This window comes from Prevotella pectinovora (assembly GCF_000834015.1).
Lineage (GTDB): Bacteria > Bacteroidota > Bacteroidia > Bacteroidales > Bacteroidaceae > Prevotella > Prevotella pectinovora.
The window spans coordinates 43,640-69,999 of sequence record NZ_JXQI01000025.1; the positions used below are offsets into that span (position 1 = coordinate 43,640).

At 44.2% G+C, this 26,360-nt stretch carries 22 protein-coding genes; 20 read left to right on the plus strand and 2 right to left on the minus strand.

Annotated features, from left to right (window positions below; genetic code table 11):
* The 14 genes from ST42_RS13105 (at position 1) to ST42_RS13110 (ending at position 14,628) form a co-directional block, all read left to right on the plus strand.
* Positions 1 to 945 (plus strand): glycosyltransferase family 2 protein, encoded by a 945-nt coding sequence (locus ST42_RS13105; RefSeq protein WP_052488204.1) that lies wholly within the window; start codon positions 1 to 3, stop codon positions 943 to 945.
* Between the two features lie 24 nt (positions 946 to 969).
* Entirely contained in the window at positions 970 to 2,148 is a 1,179-nt protein-coding gene (locus tag ST42_RS03240) for an O-antigen ligase family protein (RefSeq protein ID WP_156139284.1), read from the plus strand.
* On the plus strand, positions 2,117 to 3,190 hold the full coding sequence (locus tag ST42_RS03245; RefSeq protein WP_044072257.1) for a glycosyltransferase family 4 protein: 1,074 nt from the start codon (positions 2,117 to 2,119) through the stop codon (positions 3,188 to 3,190). The genes ST42_RS03240 and ST42_RS03245 overlap by 32 nt, the downstream gene beginning before the upstream one ends.
* The gene (locus ST42_RS03250; protein ID WP_044072259.1) at positions 3,183 to 3,608 is read left to right on the plus strand and encodes a serine O-acetyltransferase; all 426 of its coding nucleotides are present in this window, start codon (positions 3,183 to 3,185) and stop codon (positions 3,606 to 3,608) included. The genes ST42_RS03245 and ST42_RS03250 overlap by 8 nt, the downstream gene beginning before the upstream one ends.
* The gene (locus ST42_RS03255) at positions 3,605 to 4,621 is read left to right on the plus strand and encodes a CapA family protein (protein WP_044072261.1); all 1,017 of its coding nucleotides are present in this window, start codon (positions 3,605 to 3,607) and stop codon (positions 4,619 to 4,621) included. The genes ST42_RS03250 and ST42_RS03255 overlap by 4 nt, the downstream gene beginning before the upstream one ends.
* Positions 4,622 to 4,711: 90 nt before the next feature.
* Positions 4,712 to 5,590 carry an ATP-grasp fold amidoligase family protein gene (locus tag ST42_RS03260; RefSeq protein ID WP_044072290.1) on the plus strand — a complete coding sequence of 293 codons (879 nt, stop codon included), beginning with the start codon at positions 4,712 to 4,714 and terminating at the stop codon, positions 5,588 to 5,590.
* Positions 5,591 to 5,991: 401 nt separating this feature from the next.
* Positions 5,992 to 6,243: a glycosyltransferase family 2 protein gene (locus ST42_RS03265; protein ID WP_231556897.1), complete on the plus strand. Its 252-nt coding sequence runs from the start codon at positions 5,992 to 5,994 to the stop codon at positions 6,241 to 6,243.
* 45 nt (positions 6,244 to 6,288) lie between these two features.
* Positions 6,289 to 7,473, plus strand: coding sequence for an AAA family ATPase (locus ST42_RS03270; RefSeq protein WP_052488207.1), 1,185 nt, complete (start codon positions 6,289 to 6,291; stop codon positions 7,471 to 7,473).
* Entirely contained in the window at positions 7,451 to 8,134 is a 684-nt protein-coding gene (locus tag ST42_RS03275; RefSeq protein ID WP_044072264.1) for a hypothetical protein, read from the plus strand. The genes ST42_RS03270 and ST42_RS03275 overlap by 23 nt, the downstream gene beginning before the upstream one ends.
* A 157-nt stretch (positions 8,135 to 8,291) precedes the next feature.
* Positions 8,292 to 9,068 carry a glycosyltransferase family 2 protein gene (locus ST42_RS03280; RefSeq protein WP_044072266.1) on the plus strand — a complete coding sequence of 259 codons (777 nt, stop codon included), beginning with the start codon at positions 8,292 to 8,294 and terminating at the stop codon, positions 9,066 to 9,068.
* 7 nt (positions 9,069 to 9,075) lie between these two features.
* Positions 9,076 to 10,179: a nucleotidyltransferase family protein gene (locus ST42_RS03285; RefSeq protein ID WP_044072267.1), complete on the plus strand. Its 1,104-nt coding sequence runs from the start codon at positions 9,076 to 9,078 to the stop codon at positions 10,177 to 10,179.
* A gap of 25 nt (positions 10,180 to 10,204) precedes the next feature.
* Entirely contained in the window at positions 10,205 to 11,494 is a 1,290-nt protein-coding gene (locus ST42_RS03290; RefSeq protein WP_044072269.1) for a DegT/DnrJ/EryC1/StrS family aminotransferase, read from the plus strand.
* Between the two features lie 74 nt (positions 11,495 to 11,568).
* A complete protein-coding gene (locus ST42_RS03295) occupies positions 11,569 to 12,162 on the plus strand; it encodes a sugar transferase (RefSeq protein ID WP_044072293.1) in 594 nt (197 codons plus the stop codon).
* 297 nt (positions 12,163 to 12,459) lie between these two features.
* On the plus strand, positions 12,460 to 14,628 hold the full coding sequence (locus tag ST42_RS13110; RefSeq protein ID WP_082028565.1) for a DEAD/DEAH box helicase: 2,169 nt from the start codon (positions 12,460 to 12,462) through the stop codon (positions 14,626 to 14,628).
* Between the two features lie 27 nt (positions 14,629 to 14,655).
* Here ST42_RS13110 and ST42_RS03305 read toward each other — a convergent pair whose 3' ends face one another.
* Positions 14,656 to 15,501: a radical SAM/SPASM domain-containing protein gene (locus ST42_RS03305; protein ID WP_044072270.1), complete on the minus strand. Its 846-nt coding sequence runs from the start codon at positions 15,499 to 15,501 to the stop codon at positions 14,656 to 14,658.
* Between the two features lie 155 nt (positions 15,502 to 15,656).
* On the opposite strand from ST42_RS03305, the gene ST42_RS03310 reads away from it, so the two are divergent.
* The 6 genes from ST42_RS03310 (at position 15,657) to ST42_RS13985 (ending at position 24,702) form a co-directional block, all read left to right on the plus strand.
* Complete coding sequence (locus ST42_RS03310) at positions 15,657 to 16,979, plus strand: acetylxylan esterase (protein WP_044072298.1); 1,323 nt, start codon at positions 15,657 to 15,659, stop codon at positions 16,977 to 16,979.
* Between the two features lie 1,005 nt (positions 16,980 to 17,984).
* Positions 17,985 to 18,923, plus strand: coding sequence for an NAD(P)H-dependent flavin oxidoreductase (locus ST42_RS03320; protein ID WP_044072272.1), 939 nt, complete (start codon positions 17,985 to 17,987; stop codon positions 18,921 to 18,923).
* A 356-nt stretch (positions 18,924 to 19,279) separates the two neighbouring features.
* A complete protein-coding gene (gene dxs, locus ST42_RS03325) occupies positions 19,280 to 21,208 on the plus strand; it encodes a 1-deoxy-D-xylulose-5-phosphate synthase (protein WP_044072274.1) in 1,929 nt (642 codons plus the stop codon).
* A 17-nt stretch (positions 21,209 to 21,225) separates the two neighbouring features.
* Positions 21,226 to 22,569, plus strand: coding sequence for a Trk system potassium transporter TrkA (gene trkA / locus ST42_RS03330; RefSeq protein WP_044072276.1), 1,344 nt, complete (start codon positions 21,226 to 21,228; stop codon positions 22,567 to 22,569).
* Between the two features lie 78 nt (positions 22,570 to 22,647).
* The gene (locus ST42_RS03335) at positions 22,648 to 24,105 is read left to right on the plus strand and encodes a TrkH family potassium uptake protein (RefSeq protein ID WP_044072278.1); all 1,458 of its coding nucleotides are present in this window, start codon (positions 22,648 to 22,650) and stop codon (positions 24,103 to 24,105) included.
* A 129-nt stretch (positions 24,106 to 24,234) separates the two neighbouring features.
* The gene (locus ST42_RS13985) at positions 24,235 to 24,702 is read left to right on the plus strand and encodes a hypothetical protein (RefSeq protein ID WP_022316824.1); all 468 of its coding nucleotides are present in this window, start codon (positions 24,235 to 24,237) and stop codon (positions 24,700 to 24,702) included.
* A 376-nt stretch (positions 24,703 to 25,078) separates the two neighbouring features.
* On the opposite strand, the gene ST42_RS03345 is transcribed toward ST42_RS13985, so the two are convergent.
* The gene (locus ST42_RS03345) at positions 25,079 to 25,978 is read right to left on the minus strand and encodes a diaminopimelate dehydrogenase (RefSeq protein WP_022316825.1); all 900 of its coding nucleotides are present in this window, start codon (positions 25,976 to 25,978) and stop codon (positions 25,079 to 25,081) included.
* Positions 25,979 to 26,360 lie beyond the last annotated feature (382 nt).

Genomic DNA, 26,360 nt, shown 5'->3' on the forward strand with positions numbered 1-26,360 from the left:
ATGATAAGACAAAATGAAAATATGCCAAAAGTAAGTATTATAGTCCCCGTATTTAAAGCGGAGAAATATCTAAACCGTTGCATTGACAGCATACTTGCCCAAACATTTACCGATTGGGAATTGTTGTTAATTGATGATGGTTCCCCAGATCGAAGTGGTGATATTTGTGATGAGTATGCAAAGCGTGATAACCGTATAAAGGTTTTCCATAAAGAGAATGGTGGAGTAAGTTCAGCCCGAAACTTAGGGTTGGACAATATTGGAGGTGATTTTGTTACATTTGTAGACAGCGATGACTGGTTATTAGAAAATACTTTAACATTGTGTTCTTCATATTTCGATAAATATGAAATAGTAAGATTCTCTATGGTATACATAGAATCGTTGGGCGGAGATAATAATCGAAAACTTGTTCTACCATTCTCAAAATCGAAGAACGCTATTATGCAAAGAATTTTGGAAAGAAATTCTCTGCTTGGTGTGTGGGGAGGCGTATATAAGGCTGATTTATTTAATAATCCTTCAATACGCTTTAATTCCAATTTGGTAATGGCTGAAGATTGGTTAGTACTCAGCCTATTAGTAAATAGATGCCAAAGTATTATTGATTTGTCAGATGTTTGCTATTGCTATAATATATCGAACGAAAGTAGTTGTTCCAATAATCCTTCATTTAATAAAGTAGAACAATGTTTTGTAGCACAAAAATACATAGCCAAGCAAATAGATAATACAGATATGTATAATAAGAGTATGAATTCAGCTAAAATACTTTTGTTTAAAGCTGCTATAAATGCTTTATTAAGAGAAAAGAAACTTGTGTCAACAATAAGAACTATAAGAAGACTAAAAAGAGAATATGTTTATCCTTCATTCTTTTCTATATGCAATTACAGGTTGTCCCTAATTGAGAAAATAGCCCTTATTGTCGGACGAATCATATAAACTTTAAAATTTATTTCTATTTAAATGCGAAGTATTTCAGTAAAAAATAGAAAAACAGGTATCTATACATTATTGATAACAGTAACGTTATTGTTACATATTTTCAATAATTTGCAGTTAAATGAATCTATCAAGTTTTTTCATTTGGGAGCAGGACTTTCATTATTTTATGCTTTGTTCTTTCTTCGAAGGAGAATTGGGAAAATTGGGAAAATCGCTTTGGCGTTTGTTACAACGTCTTTTTTTTCTTGTATACTATCTCCATATGAACAATCCTTAAGTGTGTGGATAAAGCTTTGTATAATCATTGGCGCAACATTATTTGTCATTACTATACCGATAAGAAGATTAGTTATAGGAGTAAATATAATAATACCTATTGCATTAATAGCTCTTGTAAAAGAATATTTTGGGGGCGTATATTATCGTTATCAAGGATTTTATGAAGATCCGAACTATATGTGTACAACATTATTAGTACTATTTTTCTATCTACAACTATTATGGGAAATGTATAGAATAAAGATTGTCCGTATAGGTGTTCTATTTGAAATGTTAGTTTTATTATTTTTAGTATCGACAAGTATTTCACGAACAGGTTTGGTATGTTTTTCTGTAATGGCAATAGGGTTCTTTTGGGATAATTTTTTGAAGAATAAAAGTTTGGCTATTATAGGGGCATTGTCTATAGCATGTCTTACAATCTACTTTGCTCCCAAATTAGTAGAGCAGGCCTTGGAGAATTATACAATGCGAGAGACGGAAAATAGTGATACTTTAGGGCATGCTTCTGATCTAAGAAAAGAGATATCAATGAGAGGGGTAAACTTTGTGCTAACTCACCCTGTTTATTGTATATTAGGCATGGGAGAAGGAACTACATCCCATGCTTATTCAGTGCCTGGATTTCACGTTAGAACACACCATGGTGATCATAATACAATAACGTGTTGTTTTGCAGAACAAGGTTTAGCCGGATTTTTGCTAATGATGATGTTATATTATAACATCTACAAAAGAATTCGTGGTAAAAGAGGCCCTCGCTTGAAAAAGATAAAACTGATAAGTACGGTTTCATTGTTTATATTTATAATATTTTCTATGTCAATTAATCAGATGGTATATTTACCATTTTGGTTTATGATATTTACATTATCTAATATTGCTCAAAATGAAGATTCTGCATATAGCTTACTTCGGTAGAAGTGGCAAATTAAATGGTATATATGAGGCGGTAACTTGTTTGGCAAAAGCCCAAATAAAGTTGAATAATAATGTGAAGATTGCTATTACAACAAAGCAGTCTGTTGTAGATGAACAATTTATATATTATATACCTACAACAAAAGAATTTAAGACTTTACTTGAAAGTTACAAGCCTGACATCGTAGTGTTTAACTCTCTGTATGAAATACAGCAGATAACTTTTTCGTACTTATTGAGGAAAAGGAATATCCCTTACGTATTGGTGTTTCATGGTGGAGCATCAAGAGATAATGCAAAGAAGGGATGGCTGAAAAAGAAAATAGCAAATCTGCTATTGTTTAATTGGTTTATACATAAGGCAAAGGCAGTAGTATATCTCAGTGGAAATGAATACCAAAAGTCAGTTTTTAAGAGAACAAATAAAAACTATACTATATTGCCTAATGGGGTAAACGTTCCTAATGATATAATTCCCAATCGTGTAGTTCAGAAAAAGATGAATATAACATTCTTATCACGTATTGACTATTATGGTAAGGGAATAGACGTATTATTGGAGGCTGTTAAGAAATTGCAATGTGAAGGATGGAAAGATAAATTAGAATTTAATTTCTATGGAAATAAGTATGATGATACTTACAAATTACTGCTTGAATATGGTGATTTCGTAAAATATCATGGTTTTGTTGCTGGTAATGAAAAAGCTGAAGTATTAAAGAAAGCTTCAATAAACATTCTGCCATCTAGATCAGAAGGTATGCCTATGACAATTCTTGAGGCTTTGTCTTATGGCTGTCCTTGTATGGTGACACCAATGACAAATATGGCAGAACTAATAAAAGAGAATCATTGTGGTTGGGTGATAGATTTGACAGCAGAATCTATTGTCCAAACAATTAAGAAGGCTTATAATGAACTGTCCGTCGATCCCAATAAATATTTTGAAGAATGTAGAAAGACTGCAGAAAGATATTCATGGGATAATGTGGCAAGAGAATCAATAATGTTTTATCAAGAAATAATAAAGGAAAATGGATAGGATTAGTACAATACACAAGGTGGAACATTGGTTGTATAATCATCACCTAAACGTAATTGCCCAAATGCTACGTGGGGGGATAAGAATTATTTTTTCTGCTGATGTTCCTCCACAAATGATGATAGGGAAAGGCACTGTATTTCCTCATGATGCCTTAGGATGTGTGTTTCATCCAGGCGTAAGGATTGGAAAAAATTGCAAGATTCTTCATGGTGTCACAATGGGAGGAAGAGCTGGGCATAAAGGTCTACCGATTATTGGAGATAATGTAGTGATAGGTACGCATGCACAGATTATTGGAAATGTAACAATTGGTCATAACTCTATAGTTGGAGCAGGCGCAATAGTTACGCATGATGTACCAGATAATGTGGTTGTGGTGGGAAATCCTGCCAAAATATTAAAATCGAACAGATGATAAATTTCACAGGAGATATAAATCTAACCGATTGGTATTTCAATGCAGGTTTTGGTATTGGTACCAGAATAGCCAATGGTTTTGACCCTTTCCGTAAGCTTGAAAGAAAAGCTAATGATCTTTGGGTTGGCAATTTCGAAGGAGTGGCATCAAATGTGACAGATAATGCAGGCTTTGCGGGAGAGGTGTTTAGGGTACAGCCAAGAGTTTTGCAAAATCTTAATCACTTTGATGTGTATGGTCTTGCCAACAATCATGCAATGCAGCATGGCAAAGAAGCGTACCAACAGACATTTGATGCTATCTGCGGTTATGGTTCAAAATGTTTCGGAGCAAATAAACAGAAGTCTGTTGTAATGAACCATCAAGGAAGAACGGTGTCATTTACAGGTATGTGTCTTCGTATTGATGATTTTACGGATGCTCCTTTATATTGGTATAATCCAGAATATAAGGAAATAGAAAAAGAACTGAAGTCATTACCGGTGGACGCATTCAAAGTGCTATACATTCATTGGGGAAACGAGTACATAAACCGTCCTTCGTCAGCACAAAAGAAGTTTGCCCATTGGTTGATTGACATCGGTTTTGACCTTATAATAGGTATGCATCCTCATGTGCTTCAAGGATATGAGGAATATAATGGTAAATACATATTCTACTCACTTGGAAACTTTGTTTTTGAGATGGCTTGGGAGCCTACAAAAATAGGTGCTATAGTAAAGTTTGACCTTGACACAGAACAACCAAGTGTAGAATATATACATATCGAGAATGACAGTACTCCTGTTGTAGTAGAAGAATCGAAGATACCTGCAGAATGGCGATTTGACTACCTGAATGAAGCTCTTAAGAAAGAAGATAACTCAGAACAGTATCATGCGGAAATAAGTAGAAACTATGCTGCTTATAGAAAAGCCAATCACAGATATATTATTAACAATATGATTAAACATCCAACATTGGGAAACAGTCTGCTGAAAGATTTTATAAAAAGAAGATTTTTAAAATAAGAATAAAAACAATAAAATATGGCATTTCATCCAACATTAAGCAAATCGGGCAGAATTATGTTCTGGCCTTTGATTAAGTTTACAGAGTTTATGGGTAATCATTTTCCAGAGACTTTGTTGAAGATACGTTATCGCTATGTGTTTAAGGAATCGCTTAACCTTAAGAACCCTCAGACATTGAATGAGAAAATACTGTGGGCGAAGCTTTATTCTGATACAACAAGATGGACAGAATTGGCTGACAAGCGAACGGTGCGTGACTATGTGGAGAAAATAGGTCTTGGTGACACATTGGTGAAGCTCTATGCCACTTGGTATAAGAAAGAGGAAGTGAACTTTGATGTGCTACCTGATACTTTTATCATTAAGGCTAACAATGGTGACGGTAAGGGTACAAACAAGATTATACGCAAGGCTGATCTCACTCCAAAGAAGAAAGCTGAGTATATAGAAATGATTGGGGAATGGTTGAGTCGCAAGAATATCGGTGCGCTTCATGCAGAACCTCATTACAAGAATATGAAGCCTTGTGTGATTGCAGAAGAAGTGTTGCCATTAGAAAAAGGTGCAACATCGTTGACCGACTATAAGATGTGGTGCTTTAATGGTAAGTGCTACTATACTTGGATATGCAATGATCGTAGTGCAGGTGGCAATAGTGCCCATGTGATGACATACGACATGGACTGGAACGCACACCCAGAATTCTCAGTATTCAATTCTGACTATCTAAGAGGAGACATCATTCCTAAGCCTAAGAACTTCGATAAAATGGTGGAGATAGCAGAAAAGCTGTCAAAAGGTTTCCCCGAACTTCGTGTTGATCTATACAACATAGACGGAAAAATATACTTTGGCGAATTGACTTTCACTTCGCAAGGTGGCTTCATGGACTTCTATACTCCTGAATTCAACAAATTGCTTGGTGAGAAATTTAGCATAAAGGATTTCCCTTTGAAAAAGAAATAAGTAATGGCCTTTCCGTCCGCACAAGTGACCGCCAAGAGCGATATGGTGCGATACCATCGGACGGAACAAGAATTCAAATAGAATAATACAGTTTCTACCCGTTGGCAGAATTAATTAAAGTTGGTTGATATGAGTAAAAGGTGCCCATATCGCTGGTTTTTAGTAAAACCAAGAATTGCCGAAAAACTGTCAGATTGTCTGGTTTTTTGTTGTAATATTCTGACAGGCAGATATTTGGCTGCCTGGCGATTGTCAGGCAATTGTCTGGATGGTTTGCTGATTAACCCCCAAACGGACTAGATTTTAAAATTATTGGTGCAAAGCTTACTTGGAATTTATCATAAAAAAATTCAAAAAATAAAACTTATTAGTTGATAAATATTATACAAGACTACGGATTGGTGTCGATCATCACTCCCACTTGGGCGTGTGCAGACTTTATTGCTGAAACAATTAAGAGTATTCAATGTCAGACTTACCAAAATTGGGAACTTCTTATTCAAGACGATTGCTCAAAGGGCAATACACTTGAGGTGGTAAAGCCGTTTATGGAAACGGACGAGCGTATCAAGTATGAATGTAATCCTTCTCTTATTTTCACCAAGCTCTTGCAAAAGAATTGGAATGGCACTCTTGCAAAGTTCAAGAAATAAGTTTAACTTTGTATTTTAAAGTTTATCTGCTAAATAATTAAGGTTATGATTCACGAAACAATACATATAAAGAACTTAGGACCTCTTGAAGATACTGGCGTTATCGATATAAAACCACTGACGGTATTTATTGGAAATTCAGCAAGTGGCAAGAGTACGCTCATGAAGGCTCTTGTATTGATGCGCTACATATTCAAACGCCTTTCTATAAGAGCTTATTTCCATAACTCGCATATAGAAGAGAATGTTATAAACTTTAGATTCAGGGATTTGTTGCGTGATAATATGAGTGTACTGGTTACTGCAGATACATACATTCATTATGTTGTTACTATAAACGGGAATTCGTATTCTGTAAGTTATTCAGGTGGCAAGCTGTCTTACAATGCTATAATACCCAACGAGGACTTATGCTTCTTCAAAGAAGTGTGGGTAGCAGAATCAAGAAGTGCAATAGCCCCATTGTCAAGTCAGGGGACATTGGCAAAAAACGCTTATTTAGGTTTTTTCTTTAATGAAACATTTACCGAATTTGACAATGCTACTGATGCCATAAAGCATTTTGACTTGAACTACATAGGTTTGGACATGGATGTGGAACGCGGAGGCAACAACCAAAAGAAGTTTATACTTAAGCCTAAAGACAAAAATTACTCTTCATTTGAACTTCGACATGCGTCTTCAGGTATACAGACAACAGCGCCTTTAATAGCCATGATGAACTATTATGCTCAGGCTTTTGACTTTAAGTCGGCTCAGAAGCGTAGTATCATTGACTTGTTGTTTGAAAAGAACCTTACCACTCAGTATCGCCCAGAAATGGAACTTACAGATATGCCACAATATGTACACATACATATAGAGGAACCTGAATTGAGTCTTGACCCAACTTCTCAGATTCAGATGTTGAACGAGATAATACGATTGGCGTTCTATTCAAAGGTCGACAGCCGTGAAATAGGATTGGTACTTGCTACACATAGTCCATATATAATTAATTCTCTGAATCTGTTGATGAAGGCTCACGACTGCAAGACGGATATTGACGGTGCACATGTGGACTATGATGACCTTTCGGTATACCAGATTCTGTCGGGAGGAGTAGTTGACTTGAAAGTTAAAAACATTCACTACGTCAACACGGATAGACTCTCAGAGGACATCAATAACATATATGATAAATACCAAGAATTAAAGCAGCTGCAAAATGAAGAATCTCTTGGAAAATGACCTTCCTGAGTTTTATGGCGTAGGAAGAAGATGTATATGTGATGAAAACACAACAAGTTTGAGTGAATTTGACCTTACAGAGGATGACACACAATTTGTTGTTGGTTACAAAAAGGGGTATGCGTCTTTTTGTGGCAATCCGTTTAACTTGAGTGTAGTCAATTATGATACATATATTGGCAGATATACAGGTACCAAAATCTCTGATGGTAAGCGCAGATGTGACTTTATCCTGACAGATACTGACACTTATAATATTATTCTATTGTGTGAGGTGACAAGCTCTATAGGTGGAATAGAAAATCTATCTCGTCCTATTGAAAAGACCCAAAAAGATGGAACAAGAACTGTTGTTTTCCCCAAAGGAAAATATCAAAAGGTTGAGCTTCAACTCTATCAGAGCTTGGAAACCTTAACTGAGGTGCCATCAATATCGTCGTATATAAACAAGAAGAAAAGAAAGGTATGTCTAATGTCATACCTCATAAAACGAACAGAGAACAAAGCTATTAATGCTTTCAACAGAAATCGATTGATGGAAGCAGAGGAGGCTGGCGAAAATGGCGCACAGATAAGTTGTCCACAAATAGAACAGTTTGGCTTTGATTATTATAGAATAAGTCATGACTATTCTTTCAAAATAGACAACAACAGTAAATAATAATATATCCCCATCCGAGTGGCGGCATAAGCGCAGAGCGATACTGCGGTGGGGAACTTCAAATTGATTTTATTTTTATTACGACATGCTGTATGGGCTTTGATGCTCATACGGCAGCATATTGTATCCCTTTATATTCAAGCGAAGATTTTTTATTATGCAAGACTACGGATTGGTATCTATTATCACTCCCACTTGGGCGTGTGCTGATTTTATAGCAGAAACGATAAAGAGTATTCAAGCGCAGACATACCAGAATTGGGAACTTCTTATTCAAGACGATTGCTCAAAGGACAATACACTTGAGGTGGTAAAGCCTTTTATGGAGACTGACAAACGTATTAAGTATGAATGTAATCCAGAGAACTCTGGGGCTGCAATAACCCGTAACAATGCTTTGCGCAGAGCAAGGGGACGATGGATCGCTTTTCTTGACTCTGATGACTTGTGGTTGCCAGAAAAATTGGAACATCAACTGAAGTTTATGGCGGAGAATGGTTATGCTTTCTCTTATCATGAATATACTGAGATGAGTGAGGATGGCAAGGATTTGGGCGTGTATGTGTCAGGAATCAAGAAAGTGAGTAAGTTTGCCATGTTTATGTGCTGCTGGCCAGGATGCTTGGCTGTGATGTATGACAGAGAGCGCATAGGACTGATACAGATTAAGGATGTACGCAAGAACAATGATACTGCCCTTTGGCTGAAAGTGGTGAGAAAGGCTCCTTGCCATTTGTTGAAGGAGAACTTGGCGAGATATCGCCGCCGCAAGGTGAGCATCACTCCGAAGCCGTTGTGGAAACGCATCTGGGCACATTATCCTTTGTTTCATGTGGCAGAGGGGATGAATCCCGTGATGGCTACGTTCTGGACCATGATGAATGTCGTGGGCAACGGCTGGAAGAAAATGTGGTATGTGAAGAAGCTGAAATAAGACCTCTATGAACACATCTGCTGAAGCTTTATTACAACTATCAGACATAGTCATAAACGGACGGGGGAGGCAGACAATTCCCGACAATGCCGACTGGCAGGATGTGTTGGCGCTTGCCAAGAAACAAGGCATTCGCGGTTTGGTTTATGATGCATTCGACAACCTCAAAAAGAGTGGGGCTGATATCAAAGGATTTCCTGAGAGCGAGCAGATATTAAAGATCTACACCGAGACAGTACTGACGGAAAACTTGCATACCAGGTATTTTGAATTGGCGAAGCACGTTTCCGAAATGTGGAAACGGCATGGCATAAAGACAATAGTATTCAAAGGACTGGCGCATAGCCGTTATTATCCGAAACCAACACATAGGGAACTGGGAGATTTTGATTGCTACTTGATTGACAACAAAGGCAATTGTGTATATAAGCAAGGAAATGATGTGGCGCGCAAGAATGGATTGAAGGTTGATGACGGATGGTATAAGCATTCGCACATCATCTACAAGACGCTGATAATCGAGAATCACCGGTTTTTCACTTCTGCCCGACGTGGTGGAACAGATATGGCTCTACATAAATTCATTATAGATGCGATTGGTGACGCAAGCCAACTCGAAAGGCTTGACGGGACTGACATTTATACGCTGCCAATAGAAGCGGAAGGTTTGTTCATGCTTTATCATTCGCTTACGCATTTCTTGGTGGAGGGAATCCGTCTGCATCATATCGTGGATTGGGCTTGCTGGATGAAAGCGAATCAAGACAAACTACAGTGGAAGGAATTTTATGAGCTTTGCAAACGGTTCAGATTGGATGGCTTTACGGATGTTCTGAATACTATCGCAGTGGAATATCTCGGCGTAGAACTGCATGACAAGACGATATTCGCTGACAGCAGGTATGCCGCAAGGACTATAGAGAGCGTTTTGAACGACGACACATCAATCTACAATCGTGGCAAAGGACGATGGTATGAGCGTTTGCATGTCATCGGCAACGCTTTCAAACATTCCTGGAAATTCAGACATGTAGCACTCTATAGCACGATTGGCTATGTGTGGCAGTTTGTATATGGTTTCTTGAAACGAAAAGAAGGGAAACAAGAATAAACATTTTAATCAATAAATACATATTATGACAATGAAATTGCGTAATGTGCCTTTCTCTCCGCCAGATATGACGGAGGCAGAGGCAAATGAGGTGCGTGATGCCATTTTGTCCGGGTGGATTACAACCGGACCACGCACAAAGAAGTTGGAAAAAGAAGTTGCAGAGTTTGTAGGCTCAGACAAAGCGGTTTGTCTCAACTCACAGACGGCTTGTGCTGAGATGGCTTTACGTCTGTTAGGTGTGGGCGAAGGTGATGAGGTGATAGTTCCTGCCTATACCTATACGGCTAGTGCTTCTATCGTGGAACATGTGGGAGCGACGCTCGTTTTCGTGGATGTGCAGAAGGATTGCCTTGAGATGAACTATGAAGCTGTAGAGAAGGCCATCACTCCCAAGACTAAGGCTATCATCCCTGTGGATTTGGCTGGTATTCCATGCGACTACGACCGCTTGTTTGCCATAGTGGAGAGCAAGAAGGATATCTTTACTCCAAAAACAGACTTGCAGAAGATGATAGGACGAGTAGCCATTTGCTGTGATGCCGCTCATGCATTTGGTGCATCACGCAAGGGAAAGATGGTGGGAGCGATAGCGGACTTCTCTTCTTTCTCGTTCCATGCCGTGAAGAATTTTACAACGGCTGAAGGTGGCGCATTGTCTTGGAACCTACCTTTCGGTAATGAGAAAGTGGTGAAAGATTTGGATAAGAATGCAGATAATGTTTTCAGTGGCGTGCCTGAGATCGAGGGCGAGACATGGAATGAAAACCTTTATCGTAAGGCGCAGTTGCTGAGTCTGCATGGTCAGAACAAGGATGCATTAGCTAAGACAAAACTCGGTGCATGGGAGTATGACATCATCGGTGCTTGGTATAAGTGCAACATGACAGATGTTGTGGCAGCAATCGGACTGGTACAGATGCAGCGTTATAAGGGTTTGCTGGAGCGCCGCAAGAAGATGATCGAGCGCTATGACGAGGCTTTCAAAGACTTGAATGTTGCCGTATTGAATCATTATGATGAGGAACATGTATCATCCGGTCACTTGTACTTGGTCAGACTGTTGGGCAAGACACGTGAAGAGGCCAACAAGGTGATTGAGAAGATGGCAGAACGTGGCATCGCTACGAACGTTCACTATAAGCCACTGCCTATGATGACTGCCTATAAGAAGTTGGGCTTTGACATCAAGGATTTCCCGAATGCCTATCACATGTTTGAGAATGAAATCACGCTGCCTCTGAATACGAAAATGACGGATGAAGATCAGGAATATGTGATTGAGAATTTCGTAGAGATAGTATCTAAATTGTAATACTTAACCTTTAAAAAGCTTGAGGATGAAGGTGCAGAATCTTTGTCTTCAAGCTTTTTTTTATGAAAAAAATTATGAAAAGATTATTTGACATTGTTGCCTCTGGTTGTGGATTGATAGTTTTAAGTCCGTTATTCCTGATATTGGCAATATGGATTAAACTGGATTCCAAAGGTCCTGTATTTTACCGACAGGTACGTGTAGGACGCAACAACAAGGATTTCCGTATATTCAAGTTCCGCTCGATGCGAGTTGGAGCCGATAAAGGTTCGTTGGTGACTATCGGCGGCCGTGACCCTCGTGTCACACGTTCCGGATATTACATCCGTAAGTACAAGTTTGATGAACTTCCCCAACTTATTAACGTGTTTATTGGAGATATGAGTCTGGTCGGTCCCCGTCCTGAAGTGCGTCACTATGTGAATTACTGGACTCCAGAACAGATGCACGTGTTGGATGTTCGTCCAGGCATTACCGACCCTGCAAGCATCAAGTTCCGCAACGAGAACGAACTGATGGAGAAGGCTGAAGACCCAGAGGATTATTACATCAACGTGATTATGCAGGAGAAGATAAAACTGTATTTGGAATATGTGAAGAACAGTTCGTTTTGGTATGACATAAAACTTATTTTTGAAACATTTAAAGTGATTATTACTGAACGATGACAAGATAACCCATCAGACAAACTGGAATGCCCGGCTGTCTGTTAATCGCTCATTTTTCTTAAGCCCTGAAATAGATAAAGGCAAGAAGAGACTACAGCTGTCGGTCAGAATAAAAAGAGTTTTTATTGGTTGTAATGTTGATAGATCTCAGAAGGCTTAATGTTGATAGGTCTCAGAAGGCATATCTGACAAAAATACTTGACGCGCTTGATTCAAATATAGGAATTGTGAAGATGCACAAAAAAGATCTATATTATGGCTATAATCAATAATTGATAGCATATACTTACTGTCAACATGAATCAAATACAACTTTACGATTATCAACTCGACATGGTGCAACGGATTGGAGAGGCGTTCAAGACTCGTCAATCTGTCATGGTTCAGATGCCTACAGGCACTGGAAAAACGCATGTGCTTGTCAGTGTAGTGAAGAACGAGGAACGAAGAGTGAAGAATCCATGTGTATGGATTGTCACCCATCGTAGAGAGTTGGTATCACAGATTGAGGACACCTTGGTGTCATTCGGAATAGAACCATATTCTGAAGCCAATAAGGACAGTAAGATAAGGGTCCTGTCTATACAATGGCTGACCCGTCACTATCAAGAAATAGAAACATCTCCATCATTGATAGTAATCGACGAAGCACACCATACGTTGGCTAAAACCTATGCAGAAGTCATCAACGCCTGCCCCAAGGCAAAGAAACTCGGAGTGACGGCAACCCCTTGCCGATTAAACAGAAATGGATTTACTGATTTATTTGATGAGCTGCTCTGTTCCTATACTATCGCCCAATTCATCAAGAAAGGCCATCTGTCAGACTTTGATTACGTATCGCTTAATCCCAACAGTGAAGACCAGAAGAAAATCGACGGACTGGAGAAGCGTGCTACTGACGGAGACTATAGCATAGCGGAGATGCAGGATGTGTTGGATTGCAAACCGTCAATCCAAAGACTGTATAGAACGGTGATGGAGTTCGTGCCCAAGAAGAAAGGTATAGTGTACGCCATCAATATAGAACACGCCGAACATATTGCCGAATACTACATGGAATATGGAATTGGGACGGTGGCGATAAGCGCAAACACACCTCTCAATGAACGCCGCACCAATATTGAGAAGTTCAAGGACGGACAGATCCAGATATTAGTCAATGTGGATTTGTTCGGCGAAGGCTTCGACTGTCCGGATGTCGAGTTCGTACAGTTGGCCCGTCCCACGCTGTCATTAGCCAAGTATCTACAGATGGTAGGTCGTGGATTGCGAGTGGCAAAGGATAAGGAGTGCTGCACTATTCTTGATAACGTAGGACTATATCGCCTGTTTGGTTTGCCCACTGTCGAATGGAACTGGGAAGCTATGTTCCGAGGTATGGATACTGGTAAGGGCGAGATTGACGCAGCAAGAGACCTGTCGCTGAGAAGCATTGACATCATGGATAATGCGGCAGCCACACAAGACCAGAATACCGACATGGTAGTCATCGCACGCCATGACCAGCCCAAAGTAAACTTACAGTTGGCAGAGTTGCAGAAGATGTTCCGCAAAACGGCACATTTGCGAAGAATGGGTTCTGGATATATGGGAGCCGGACAGTACATCCGTATCGGTGACAAGATGCAGGGGATGTATAAGACCTACGAAGATGTACGATTAAATTGGCGGTTGGTCAGCAAGACGGAAGGCGGCATCACGAAATATTATCTGCTGCATGAAGTGAATGAGCGAATGATATACGTAGGAAGGAAAGACCCATGGTCGCCATTGGCGGTAGATGCCAAGGAGCAGTATCTGTATAATGCGCAAGGTGCGATGCAAGAAGTGAAGGCTTTGGAACGGGAATATATCACAGGCGAAAAGCGCAAGCAGCCGAGCAATAGCATCCGAAAGGAGATTGATGGAGAAATGTGTCTGGTGACCTATGCCTATTATGCTGTCAACAAGAACAGAGGCAATGACTTCAATAGCAAGGACGCATACGTCTGCGAACATTATACTAATGGTGGATACTCCATCAGCAACAACAAACATCAGATAATATTGGACAATCTGAAGAGTGTGAAGCTTTCAGACGACAACATTGCGGAGGTGGTATTTATCGGAGAAGAGAAACCAACTTGGGTAAACCTTTACACCATGCAGGAGTTTGATGAACGCCCTGTTGTCGAACGGGTAGGATTTATGGATATGTTGCGAGTGGACAACAACTATTATTTCTATAAAAACAGAGATTTGACAGGCATCCCGATGTTTGACTGGAGCTGTATTGCCAACGATAGAATATTCCTGTTCTTGGATTTATATGTGATATTGCGAGACCAGCCCGACAAAGTATATTATATGGATGGCGAACGCAGAGGAAGCGACCAATGGTATCTGAAACTTATAGACATTGCCAATCCCAATATCAAGAACTTCAAAGAAGTACCTTCGTCATGGTTGCCGAAACGAAACTGAAAAGAGACCACCTCTTGTCTTCCGTTTCTATTCCTGTTTTCTGAACCGTTTGGAAACGGCGGAATATCCGCAGCGCCTGCATAGCGGTTCCACGGCGGTGTGGCTGGTGAAGCCCTGATAGAGGGCGGTGGCGCGTGGAGAGGCGAGAATCTCGTTGAGGCTATTGTCGTAGAGATTGCCGAGCGGCATGTCGCCGTTGTGGTCCAGACAGCATGGCACCACCGTGCCGTCGGCAAGCACGCCGATCTGATTGCGCAGCGCATAGCAGAACACCTCTTCCTCCTTGTAGACATCATGCTGAAGGTCGGGCCATTCAAACATGTCGTCGCTTTCCACATACAGGTTCTCTGCGAGTTTCCATCCGTCGTGTCTCTGTGTCCACGGACGAGGCTGGCATTCGGCAATCATGTCCAGAATAGAGTCGTTCATACGGTTGAACCCTCCCTCGTTCCACAACCGCAACACCACCACGCATCCGCGCTGCGCCGCTTCTTTGGCAAACGCCATCACTTCATCGATATACTGTTCCGGATTATCCTTCCCGTTGCCCTCATGCGAATGCAGCGAAATCTGCAGCTTGTGGGGCAGTGCGTCGAGCAGGTCGCCACGTTGCGCCAGCAGCGTGCCGTTGGTGGTGATAACGGGAGTGAACCCCTTCCGGCGTGCCATCAGGATGAACTCAGGCAGCAGAGGGTGTAGAAACGGTTCGCCCATGAGGTGGAAATACAGGAATCTCACTTCTCCGGCGAGTCGTGTTGTCAGTGTGTCGAATTCGTCAAGCGTCATTGAGTGTTTCTCCCTTGTTGTCTTGGGGCAGAACACACAGTTCAGATTGCAGACATTCGTGATTTCAAGGTAACATCTGGTAATCATATCGTTTGCAAAGATAATGCAAAAATCCGGTTAACCGAGATAAATGGCAATATTGTAGAGGATAATTTGCATTCGTTTTTGCATATATGCCTTTTTTTGTAAATTTGCATACGAAAACAAACTTGGGATAAATGCAATATACAAATAAATCGAAAATGAAAAATAAATCAAGAAAGTTATTCCTTCTGGTTCTATTCGTGATGATGGCAGTCTGCAATATGTGTGCTGAAAACTATCCTTACCGTAGTGATTTCCTGTGGGTCACCGTGCCAGACCATACCGACTGGCTCTATAAGACCGGCGAGAAGGCGCAGGTGGAGGTGCAGCTGTATAGATACGGAGTGGCGCAGGACGGCGAGGTGACATATACCGTATGCCGCGACATGCTCGACGGCGGTCATACCGGCAAGGCTGTGCTGAAACACGGCAGGGCAGTGGTAGATATGGGCACACGCCGCGACCCCGGCTTCCTCGACCTCCGTCTTACTGCCAAAATCGGCGGTGCGACTACCACTCATCATGTCAAGGTCGGCTTCTCGGTGGATAAAATACAGCCCTACACCAAAGAACCATCCGACTTCATGACCTTCTGGCAGAAAGAGCTTGACGAGCTGAAGAGCGTGCCCCTCAGCTACACCATGAACCCTGCTCATGAATACGACACCGACAAGGCCGATGCCTATCTCGTGCGCCTCGACGTGAACAAGCAGGGACAGTGCATCTACGGCTATCTGTTCATACCCAATGGCCACGTAAAAGGCTCGTGCCCTGTGGTGCTCTGTCCTCCGGGAGCAGGCGTGAAGACCATCAAGGAGCCGCTGCGCCACCGCTATTATGCCGACAGCGGCTGCATACGCTTCGAGATGGAGATTCACGGGCTCGACCCGAGGATGAGCGACCGGCAGTTCAAGGAGATAAGCAACGCCCTCAACACCGGTGCCAATGGCTATCTGTGTCAGGGATTGTATTCTCGCGATGATTATTATATGAAGCATGTCTACCTCGGACTGGTGCGTGCCATTGATTTCCTTACCACCCTGCCAGAGTGGGACGGAAAGAACGTTGCCGTGCAGGGTGGCAGCCAGGGCGGTGCGCTGAGTCTTGTGGCGGCGGCGCTCGACAGCCGTGTAACGCTCTGCTGCGCAAACCATCCGGCTCTTGCCGACATGGCAGCCTACCTCGAGAAAGGACGCACGGGCGGCTACCCTCACATGCAGCGCATAGGGGTGCTCAACGAGCAAACGGAGAAGACCCTTCAGTATTATGATGTGGTGAATTTCGCACGCCACATTTCCTGTCCCGTGCGTATGACATGGGGGTATAACGACAACACCTGTCCGCCGACCACCAGCTATGCCGTATGGAATGTGCTCCGTTGTCCCAAGTCTTCGCTCATCACTCCCATCAATGAGCATTGGACCAGCGACGCTACCGAAAGGGAGCATTGCGAATGGATTCTTTCAAATCTCGTCAAGTAGGTGTAGGGGGTAAAATCTCACATTGAACCCAAATCGGTCATTAGGCCGTTTAATGTATAATTTTAATAACTGCTTGCAGTCTTTTGCTTTTTATAAGGCGTCTTTTGCTTGTTTTTAATTCGCAATAGCCCGCTATTACTCATTAAAAGCCAAACAAAATCCACTCTTCTAAAAAACAAAATCCAGGCAAGCCCTAATGACCGATTTGGGATTAACGAAAAACTGAAAAAATGAAAAAAACTGTCAGATTGTCTGGTTTTTTGTTGTAATATTCTGACATCCAGCCAGTTGACTGTTATCCAACTGTCAGCCAATTGTCTGGATGGTTTGCTTATGTCAGATGAGAGGAATTCATACGACAGGAATTGCATGCGTTGGTAGAATCCTGGGAAAAGGAATAGGAGTACTACAAAATTAATATATTGGGCATGTGTCTGACAGCAATTCTGCCCAACAGGGGCAAGCACCTTGCCCCTGTTGGGTAAGCACCTTGCCCCACATGGGCAAGCATGCTGCCCATTTTTTGTATAAAAGCAATCACTGTGTTCTTGTATGAATTAGAGTGTAGTGTGGAGATGACGATGCAAACGTTTGCATCGTTTTTTCATGCGTTTTTCACTTTTCGGATTATTTACATATTAGAACACATGTTGAGTCTTTGCTTGCTGCTGAAAGCGGAGGACAAGGGGATGAATGGGATGCAAAGAGACATAACAATTCTCTCTTTGATGAAGAAGACGATGACAGTCAGACTGACAAGGGCAGTCTTTGGGATGACGACTGGAATGATATGATATAACAATAGGTTATAGTTGTCTTAAGGTAAGTTTGTTAGCGCGAGACAGTCTATAGGAGCTTTTGCGGATGCTTTTCTCCCAAAAGGACTCTTGTAGATTGTCTCTTTTTTTATCCCTACTTGCTTATAATACGGATATTTTGCCTAAATTTGCAAAGGAACATTATATGTCGGTAAATAAGCAATAGTGATAACAGCAAAAAAAGAATATGAAAAACAGAATTACAGAACTTTTCGGAATAGAATATCCCGTGATACAGGGAGGAATGGTGTGGTGTAGCGGTTGGCGACTGGCTGCAGCAGTGAGCGAAGCCGGCGGACTGGGACTCCTCGGTGCCGGATCCATGCATCCCGAAACGCTTCTCGAACATATACGCAAGATGAAAGAGGCTACCCGGAAACCATGGGGCATCAACCTGCCGCTGATGTATCCGGAGATAGACACTCTGATAGACATGATAATAGCCGAGGGGGTGAAGATAGTTTTCACCTCGGCAGGCAGTCCTAAGAAATACACCGCCCGCTTCCATGCCGCCGGCATCAAGGTGGCACACGTGGTGTCGAGCAGCAAGTTCGCAGCCAAATGCGAAGAGGCCGGTGTAGACGCCGTGGTGGCAGAAGGCTTCGAGGCAGGAGGACACAACGGCAGGGAGGAAACCACCACTATGGTGCTCATCCCACAGGTGCGCCGCGCCACCACGCTGCCGCTTATAGCCGCCGGCGGAATAGCCTCCGGCGAGGCGATGCTCGCAGCCGAAGCGTTGGGAGCAGAGGGAGTGCAGTGTGGCACGGTGTTCGCCATGAGCCGGGAGAGCTCGGCTGCCGATGCCTTCAAAGACCGCTGCGCCTCGCTGCAGGAAGGCGACACGATGCTCTGTCTGAAGAAGCTGGCTCCGACCAGAATGATAAAGAATCCGCTCTACGACGAGATAAAGACTGCCGAAGACAATGGCGCCGATGCCGAGGCGCTGAGAGGCATTCTCGGTAAGGCGGCATCGAAACGCGGCATCTTCGAGGGTGACCTCGACAGAGGAGAACTCGAAATCGGTCAGGTGGCGTCGGCGGTAAAGGAGATACAGACAGCTGCACAGATAGTGGAGCGCATGATGGGCGAATATGCCGATGCACGCAAGCGGATATTGGGATAATCCCAAATCGGTCATTATGGCTTGTTTGGATTTTGTTTTTTAGAAGAGTGGATTTTGTTTGGCTTTTAATGAGTAATAGCGAGCTATTGCGAATTAAAAACGGACAAAAGACGCCTTATAAAAAGCAAAAGACTGCAAGCAGTTAGTAAAATAATATATTTAACGGCCTAATGACCGATTTGGGATAAAAGGCAAGGCGGAAAACGAATAAAAGGGAAATTTCTCCGTTATTATAATTGATGATGGAATAAATTTGCTACATTTGCAATTTGTAATCCGGCTTTGCGTGGATTATCGCGCACAAGTAATTCGTATCACACCATAAAAGAAAAAACTCTCTGACAGAACAGTATATCATGAAGGAAGACAACAAGGACAATATTCTCAAACGCATAAAATACCCCGATGAACTGAGAAAACTGCCTGTGGAGCAGTTGCCGGAGGTATGCGATGAGTTGAGGGCAGACATCCTGAAGGAACTGTCGGTGAATCCCGGACACCTCGCTTCGAGTCTCGGTGCGGTGGAGATGACCGTAGCTCTACACTATGTGTTCAACACGCCGTATGACAGACTCGTATGGGACGTGGGCCATCAGGCTTACGGACATAAGATTCTCACGGGCAGACTCGACAGTTTCTGCACCAACCGTAAACTCGGCGGACTGCGACCGTTCCCCTCACCGGAGGAGAGCGAGTATGACTCTTTCATGTGCGGACACGCATCAAACTCCATATCGGCGGCGCTCGGAATGGCGGTGGCTGCCAGGCAGACGGGCCACGACGACAGACACGTGGTGGCGATAATCGGCGATGGAGCGATGAGCGGCGGACTGGCTTTCGAGGGACTCAACAACGTGTCGACGACGCCAAACGACATGATAATCATCCTCAACGACAATAATATGAGCATCGACCGCAGCGTGGGCGGAATGAAGCAGTATCTGTTGAGGCTCAACATCAGCGAGACTTACAACAAACTGAGATATAAGGCTGCCAAATGGCTGCACTCCAATGGTATGCTCGATGACGAGAGACGCAAAGGCATCATACGGCTGAGCAATGCGCTGAAGTCGGCGATAAGCCATCAGCAGAACATCTTCGAGGGGATGAACATACGGTATTTCGGACCCTTCGACGGACACAACGTGGTGGAGCTTGTGCGCACGCTGCGCCAGCTGAAAGAGATGAAAGGACCGAAGCTGCTGCATCTGCACACCATAAAAGGACACGGATACGCACCGGCTGAAAAGGCCGCCACCATCTGGCATGCTCCTGGCAAATTCGACCTCGACACAGGGCAGCGCATAAAGACGGAGGACGGCACCGAACCGGCAAAGTTCCAGGACGTGTTCGGCAACACGCTTCTCGAACTCGCCAGAGAGAACAAGCGCATCGTGGGAGTGACGCCGGCGATGCCTACGGGATGCTCGCTGAACATCATGATGAAGGAGATGCCGGAGAGAACCTTCGACGTGGGAATCGCCGAGGGTCACGCCGTGACATTCTCCGGAGGAATGGCAAAGGACGGGCTGCAGCCTTTCTGCAATATATACAGTGCTTTCGCACAGAGGGCATACGACAATATCATACACGACGTGGCGATACTGAACCTGCCCGTGGTGATCTGTCTCGACAGGGCAGGACTGGTGGGAGAAGACGGTGCCACACATCATGGAGCCTTTGATATGGCGGCTCTCAGACCGGTGCCGAACATCACTCTCGCCTCGCCGATGAACGAGCACGAACTGCGCCGGCTCATGTATACGGCACAGCTGCCCGGCAAGGGTACATTCGTGATACGCTATCCGAGGGGTAGGGGAGTGCTTGCCGACTGGCATTGTCCGCTGGAAGAAGTGAAGGTGGGCACGGGACGCAAGTTGCGCGACGGCGACGACATCGCCGTACTGTCGGTGGGACCTGTGGGAAACAACGTGGTGAAGGCTGTCGAAATGATGGAAAACGACGCCAAGTCGGCATCCGGCGGCAGCGGTATATCCGTGGCACACTACGACATGCGCTTCGTGAAGCCGCTCGACGAGAACCTGCTCAAGGAGGTGGCGGCGAAGTTCAAGCATGTCATCACCGTGGAAGACGGAGTGCGCGAAGGCGGTTTCGGTTCGGCGGTGATAGAATGGATGGAAGACAACGGGCAGCATCTTGATATTGTGCGTCTCGGACTGCCAGACCACTTCGTGGAGCATGGCACCGTGGCACAGCTGCAGAGTATCGTGGGCATTGATGCCGAAGGCATACGCCGCACGATAGAGGAAACACTCAGGAAGTAAACAAAAAGAAATACATAATGAAGATAATCATTGCGGGAGCATACGCGATAGGTTCGCATCTGGCGAAACTGCTATCGAGAAACAATCAGGACATCGTGCTTATCGACGACGACGAGCAGAGGCTTGAGAATATCAGCTCCGACTACGACATTCTGACGATGCACGCCTCGCCGACGAGTCTGGCGGCACTGAAAAATGCGGGAGCGGCAGAGGCCAACCTGTATATCGCCGTGACGCCCGACGAGAATCTCAATATGAACAGCTGTGTCATGGCGAAGGCTATCGGAGCCAAGAAGACCGTGGCAAAGGTGAACAACTATGAGTTCGTGGAGCCGGAGATGGCTAAGTTTTATGAGAAACTGGGCATCGACTCGCTTATCTATCCTGAGAACCTCGCCGCATACGATATCGTGAACGGACTGAAAATGAGCTGGGTGCGCCAGAGATGGGACGTGCACGGAGGGGCTCTCGTGATGCTCGGCATAAAACTGAGGGAGACCTGCGAGATTCTCGACCGTCCGCTGAAAGAACTCTGTAAGCCCGACTCGCCATACTATATCGTGGCGATACGCCGCGACGGCGACACCATCATACCGGGAGGTAATGATGTGCTGAAGATGTACGACCTCGTTTACTTCATGGTGACGAAGCAGTATATACCCTACGTGAGGAAAATCGTGGGCAAGGAGCATTATGTCGACGTGAAGAACGTGATGATAATGGGTGGTGGCGACACTGCCGTGAGGGCGCTGAAGAACATGCCGGAATACATGAACGTGAAGCTGATGGAACACGACGTGGAGCGCTGCGACATTCTCAACGACCAGATTGACGACCAGCGGGTGATGGTGATAAACGGCGACGGACGTGACCTGCAGCTGCTCAACGAGGAGGGAATACACACCACGCAGGCTTTCGTGGCGCTCACGAGCAATGCCGAGACGAATATCCTGGCTTGTCTCACGGCGAAGCGCATGGGAGTGAGAAAGACCGTGGCAGCGGTGGAAAACCTCGACTATGTGAACATGGCGGTGAGTCTCGACATCGGAACCATCATCAACAAGAAGGCTATCGCTGCCAGTCATATCTATCAGATGATGCTCGACGCAGAGGTGAACAACGTGCGCTTCCTGATGACGGCAAACGCTGATGTGGCTGAGTTTACGGCACATCCGGAGTCGAAAGTGACTAAGAAAAGGGTGTTTGAACTCGGACTGCCGAAAGGTGCCACCATCGGAGGACTCGTGCGCAACGGAGAGGGACACCTCGTGTCGGGTGGTACGCAGATAGAGGCTGGCGACATCGTGGTGGTGTTCTGCTATAACGTGAGGATGGAGAAACTTGAGAAATTCTTCAAGTGATGACATCCCTCAATGCTCTTTGGCTTATTATCAGTCAAGAGGAATATTGTAGTCATAAAATATGAATCATATAAAGAAATGCTGAATTTCAAGCTTATATATAAGATATTGGGACAGCTCCTCTTCCTTGAGGCATTGCTGATGTCGCTGTGTCTCGCCATGGCTCTGTTTTATAGAGAAGACGATGCCATGGCGTTTGCCATATCCATTGCCATCATCGTGGGGTCTGGCTTTATGCTGAAATACAAGGGTCGCATGGCGGAAAACAGTATGAACCGCCGTGACGCCTATCTGCTCGTCACGCTGACTTGGGCGCTTTTCAGCTTCTTCGGAGCATTCCCGTTCACCATCAGCGGATATATCTCAGACTATACCGACGCCTTCTTCGAGACGATGTCGGGATTTACCACTACGGGAGCCACCATCATCGATGATGTTGAGGCTCTGCCGCATGGACTGCTCTTCTGGCGGTCGATGACGCAATGGATCGGTGGATTGGGAATAGCGTTCTTCACCATCGCCATCCTGCCGTCGCTCGTGGGCGGAAGCATAAGGGTGTTTGCCGCGGAGTCTACCGGACCGATAAAGAGCAAGGTGCACCCGCGAATATCGTCGAGCGCAAAGTCGATATGGCTCGTATATCTGTTGCTGACATTGGGTTGTGCCGTGTGTCTGTATCTGGGAGGAATGAACCTCTTTGACTGTACCAACTACTCTATGAGTATTACTGCGACGGGGGGCTTCGCACCCTATAATGACAGTATCGGACATTTCCACTCGGCATTCATCGATTATACCACAATAGCCTTCATGTTCCTGTCTGGAACAAACTTCACGCTCTTGTATCTTACCTTCTTCAAGCGTAAGTTCCTGTCGCTGTTCCAGAATTCGGAATTCAAGCTCTATGTGCTCGTGGTGTCGCTTGCCACGATGGGAATAATGTATTTCCTGATACGCTTCAACGGTTATGACATGGCGAATGCCCTCAGAAGCGCGTTGTTCCAGGTGGTGTCGTTCATCACCACAACGGGAGTCTCCAACGACGATGCCGGCAAATGGCCGCATATCACGTGGGTCATCCTCAGCATCTGTATGTTCATCGGAGCATGTGCCGGCAGTACGAGCGGTGGTTTCAAGAGTGTCAGAGGCGTGATATTGTTCAAGGTGGTGCGCAACGAACTTCGTCGTATCCTTCATCCAAAGGCAGTATTGCCGGTGAGGGTGAACGGCAATTTGGTGAGCAGTTCGGCACAGGTCACGCTGCTCGTGTTCTTCGCCCTGTATATGGCGTTGTGTATCTTTGCATACTTCTGTCTGATATGTATGGGAGTGGACAGCACAAACTCCATCACTATCGCCATGAGTTGTGCGAGCAACGTGGGACCGACGCTGGGACTGGAAATCGGACCTACCGCGTCGTGGAATATCCTGCCTGCCGTGGGCAAGTGGATTTGTTCCGTGCTGATGCTGATGGGCCGACTGGAGATATTCAGCGTCGTAGTGCTGTTCACCCGTGGTTTCTGGAAGGACAGATAACCCATGATATGAAAGAAAACATGCGTTTTCCGGTAGAGGGGGATGCAATGTTTTGATGCTTTTGGAGTTATGATAGCATAAGGAAACTTGTCAATCTTAATAATAACAAATAACAAAACGAAAAGAGAAATGAAGAAATACCTGTTTATGCTTTTTGCCCTTTGCGCTGTAGCGTTTACGGCATGTAGTGATGATGATGATGATTCAAAGGTGTTGCCGGTGCTCGACCCCAACAACACTGATGTCTACATCAATGCTGAAGGTGGAGAGGCTTCCGTAACGGTGAAAAACGCCAAGGAACTCAATATCGTGCAGATAAACGACAAGACTACCGACGACAAGGGAAAGACAAAGGAAACTAACGTGAAGAGCGTGGAAAACGGCAAACTGGCTGACACCAAGAACGTTACAGAGGGCGGATGGTTCACGGCAAAGGTGGTGAACGATGGCGAAGGATACCGTCGTATCGTATTCAACGCACAGCCTTATAGAGATTTTGAGAAGAATCGCGTGAAGTTTATACATGTCACTTGCGGTGACAATATGTATGGTATCGCTTTCAGACTCATTCAGCGCAAGGCCGTTGAGAAGAAATGACTAATTGCTGTTCTATAGTCGGTTGGCAAATCCCTAATCAGCCTGATGACCGATTACGGTTAGTAGCAGTCAGAACGTTACTTTAACCCAAAACGGTCATTAGGGCTTGCCTGGATTTTGTTCTTTTAGAAGAGTGGATTTTGTTTGGCTTTTAATGAGTAATAGCGAGCTATTACGAATTAAAAACAAGCAAAAGACGCCTTATAAAAAACAAAAGACTGCAAGCAGTAAATATAAAATACAATAAACGGCCTAATGACCGTTTTGGGTTTAATAGAGTAAGAAACCATAGCGAAACAAAATATCAAAAACAAAGCGCCCCACATCGCATCAGTATCGCGGTGTGGGGCGCTTTGTTTAAACTCATACCAAGTGCTTATACCAAGTGTTTGATGAGGTCTTCGCGTGAACCGGCAAGCATGTCGATTACAGGAATCTCCACCATCGTGTAGCAACCAGGCTGCTGGCGAACAGAGGCACGGGCTACGTTGACGAGCACCTGACCAGTCAATGCAGGGTTGTTGATGCTCATGTTGAACTCCATGCGCTGGTTCTGGGTCTTGCCGCTCACACCTTTGCGCACGAGGTTTACACCATGGCCCATATCGCGTACTTCGTCTACTGAGTCTACGGCAAACACATGTGTCTCGTCGTTGGCGAAATATGGATCTTCCTTCACAGCCTTTGCAACATCCTCCAGTTTCGCTCCCTCTTCAAGTTCCACATACACCATGCGGCGGTGCAGACCTTCACCCTTTGGAATGGTAACCGACAGAGCGTTCTTCACACCTGCCTTTGAACGTACGCAGACGCTGTGGCCCATCGACATTCCCGGTCCGAAGTTGGTGTATGACAATCCTTTAGGTGCCAGACTCTGCATCAGAGTGCGTACGATAGAGTCAGAACCTGGATCCCAACCGGCAGAGATGACAGCTACAGCATTGTGCTCCTTGCAGATTGGCATGAGAGTGGCGCGATAGTCCACGATGCCCGTGTGTATATCGAAACTGTCAACGGTATTGATGCCGAGGGCGAGAATCTTCTTGGCATATTCCTCGCAGCTACGCGATGGAGTGGCGAGAATTGCCACATCAACGTCCTTAAGTTCTGTAATGTCCTTAACTACCTCATATTCTGCCAGTTCTGCAGGCTTGTTCTCTGCGCCGTTGCGTCTTACGATACCGGCTATTTCGAAATCCGTTGCTGCTTCGAGAGCCTGTACAGAATAATGTCCGATGTTGCCGTAGCCCACTACGGCTGCTCTAATTTTCTTCATTTTATGTTGTTGTTTAATAGTTTTGTCTTTCTTGATTGCTGTTTTCTTTTATTTATAGTTTTATCTTTCTTGAGTTTTATTCTTTCTTGATTGTTATTCTTTCTTGAAAGTTTTGTCTTTATTGATTGCCATGTAATATGAATATGCATTTGTGAGATGCTCTTCTTGTATGCGCTGAACGTACATTTGTTCGTTCCGACTACAAAAATACGCCTTTTTGTCGGAATATCATCATATTCTTGTCATAAAGAAACTAAAAAGGTGGTATGTTACTTGAACCTGGCCAAATGCAGGTGTGGCCAGCAATATTATTGAGAATGTTATCAAGCCCTAATGACCGATTTGGGATAAAAAAAAGACGTTGCTGTGGATAGGTGCATCA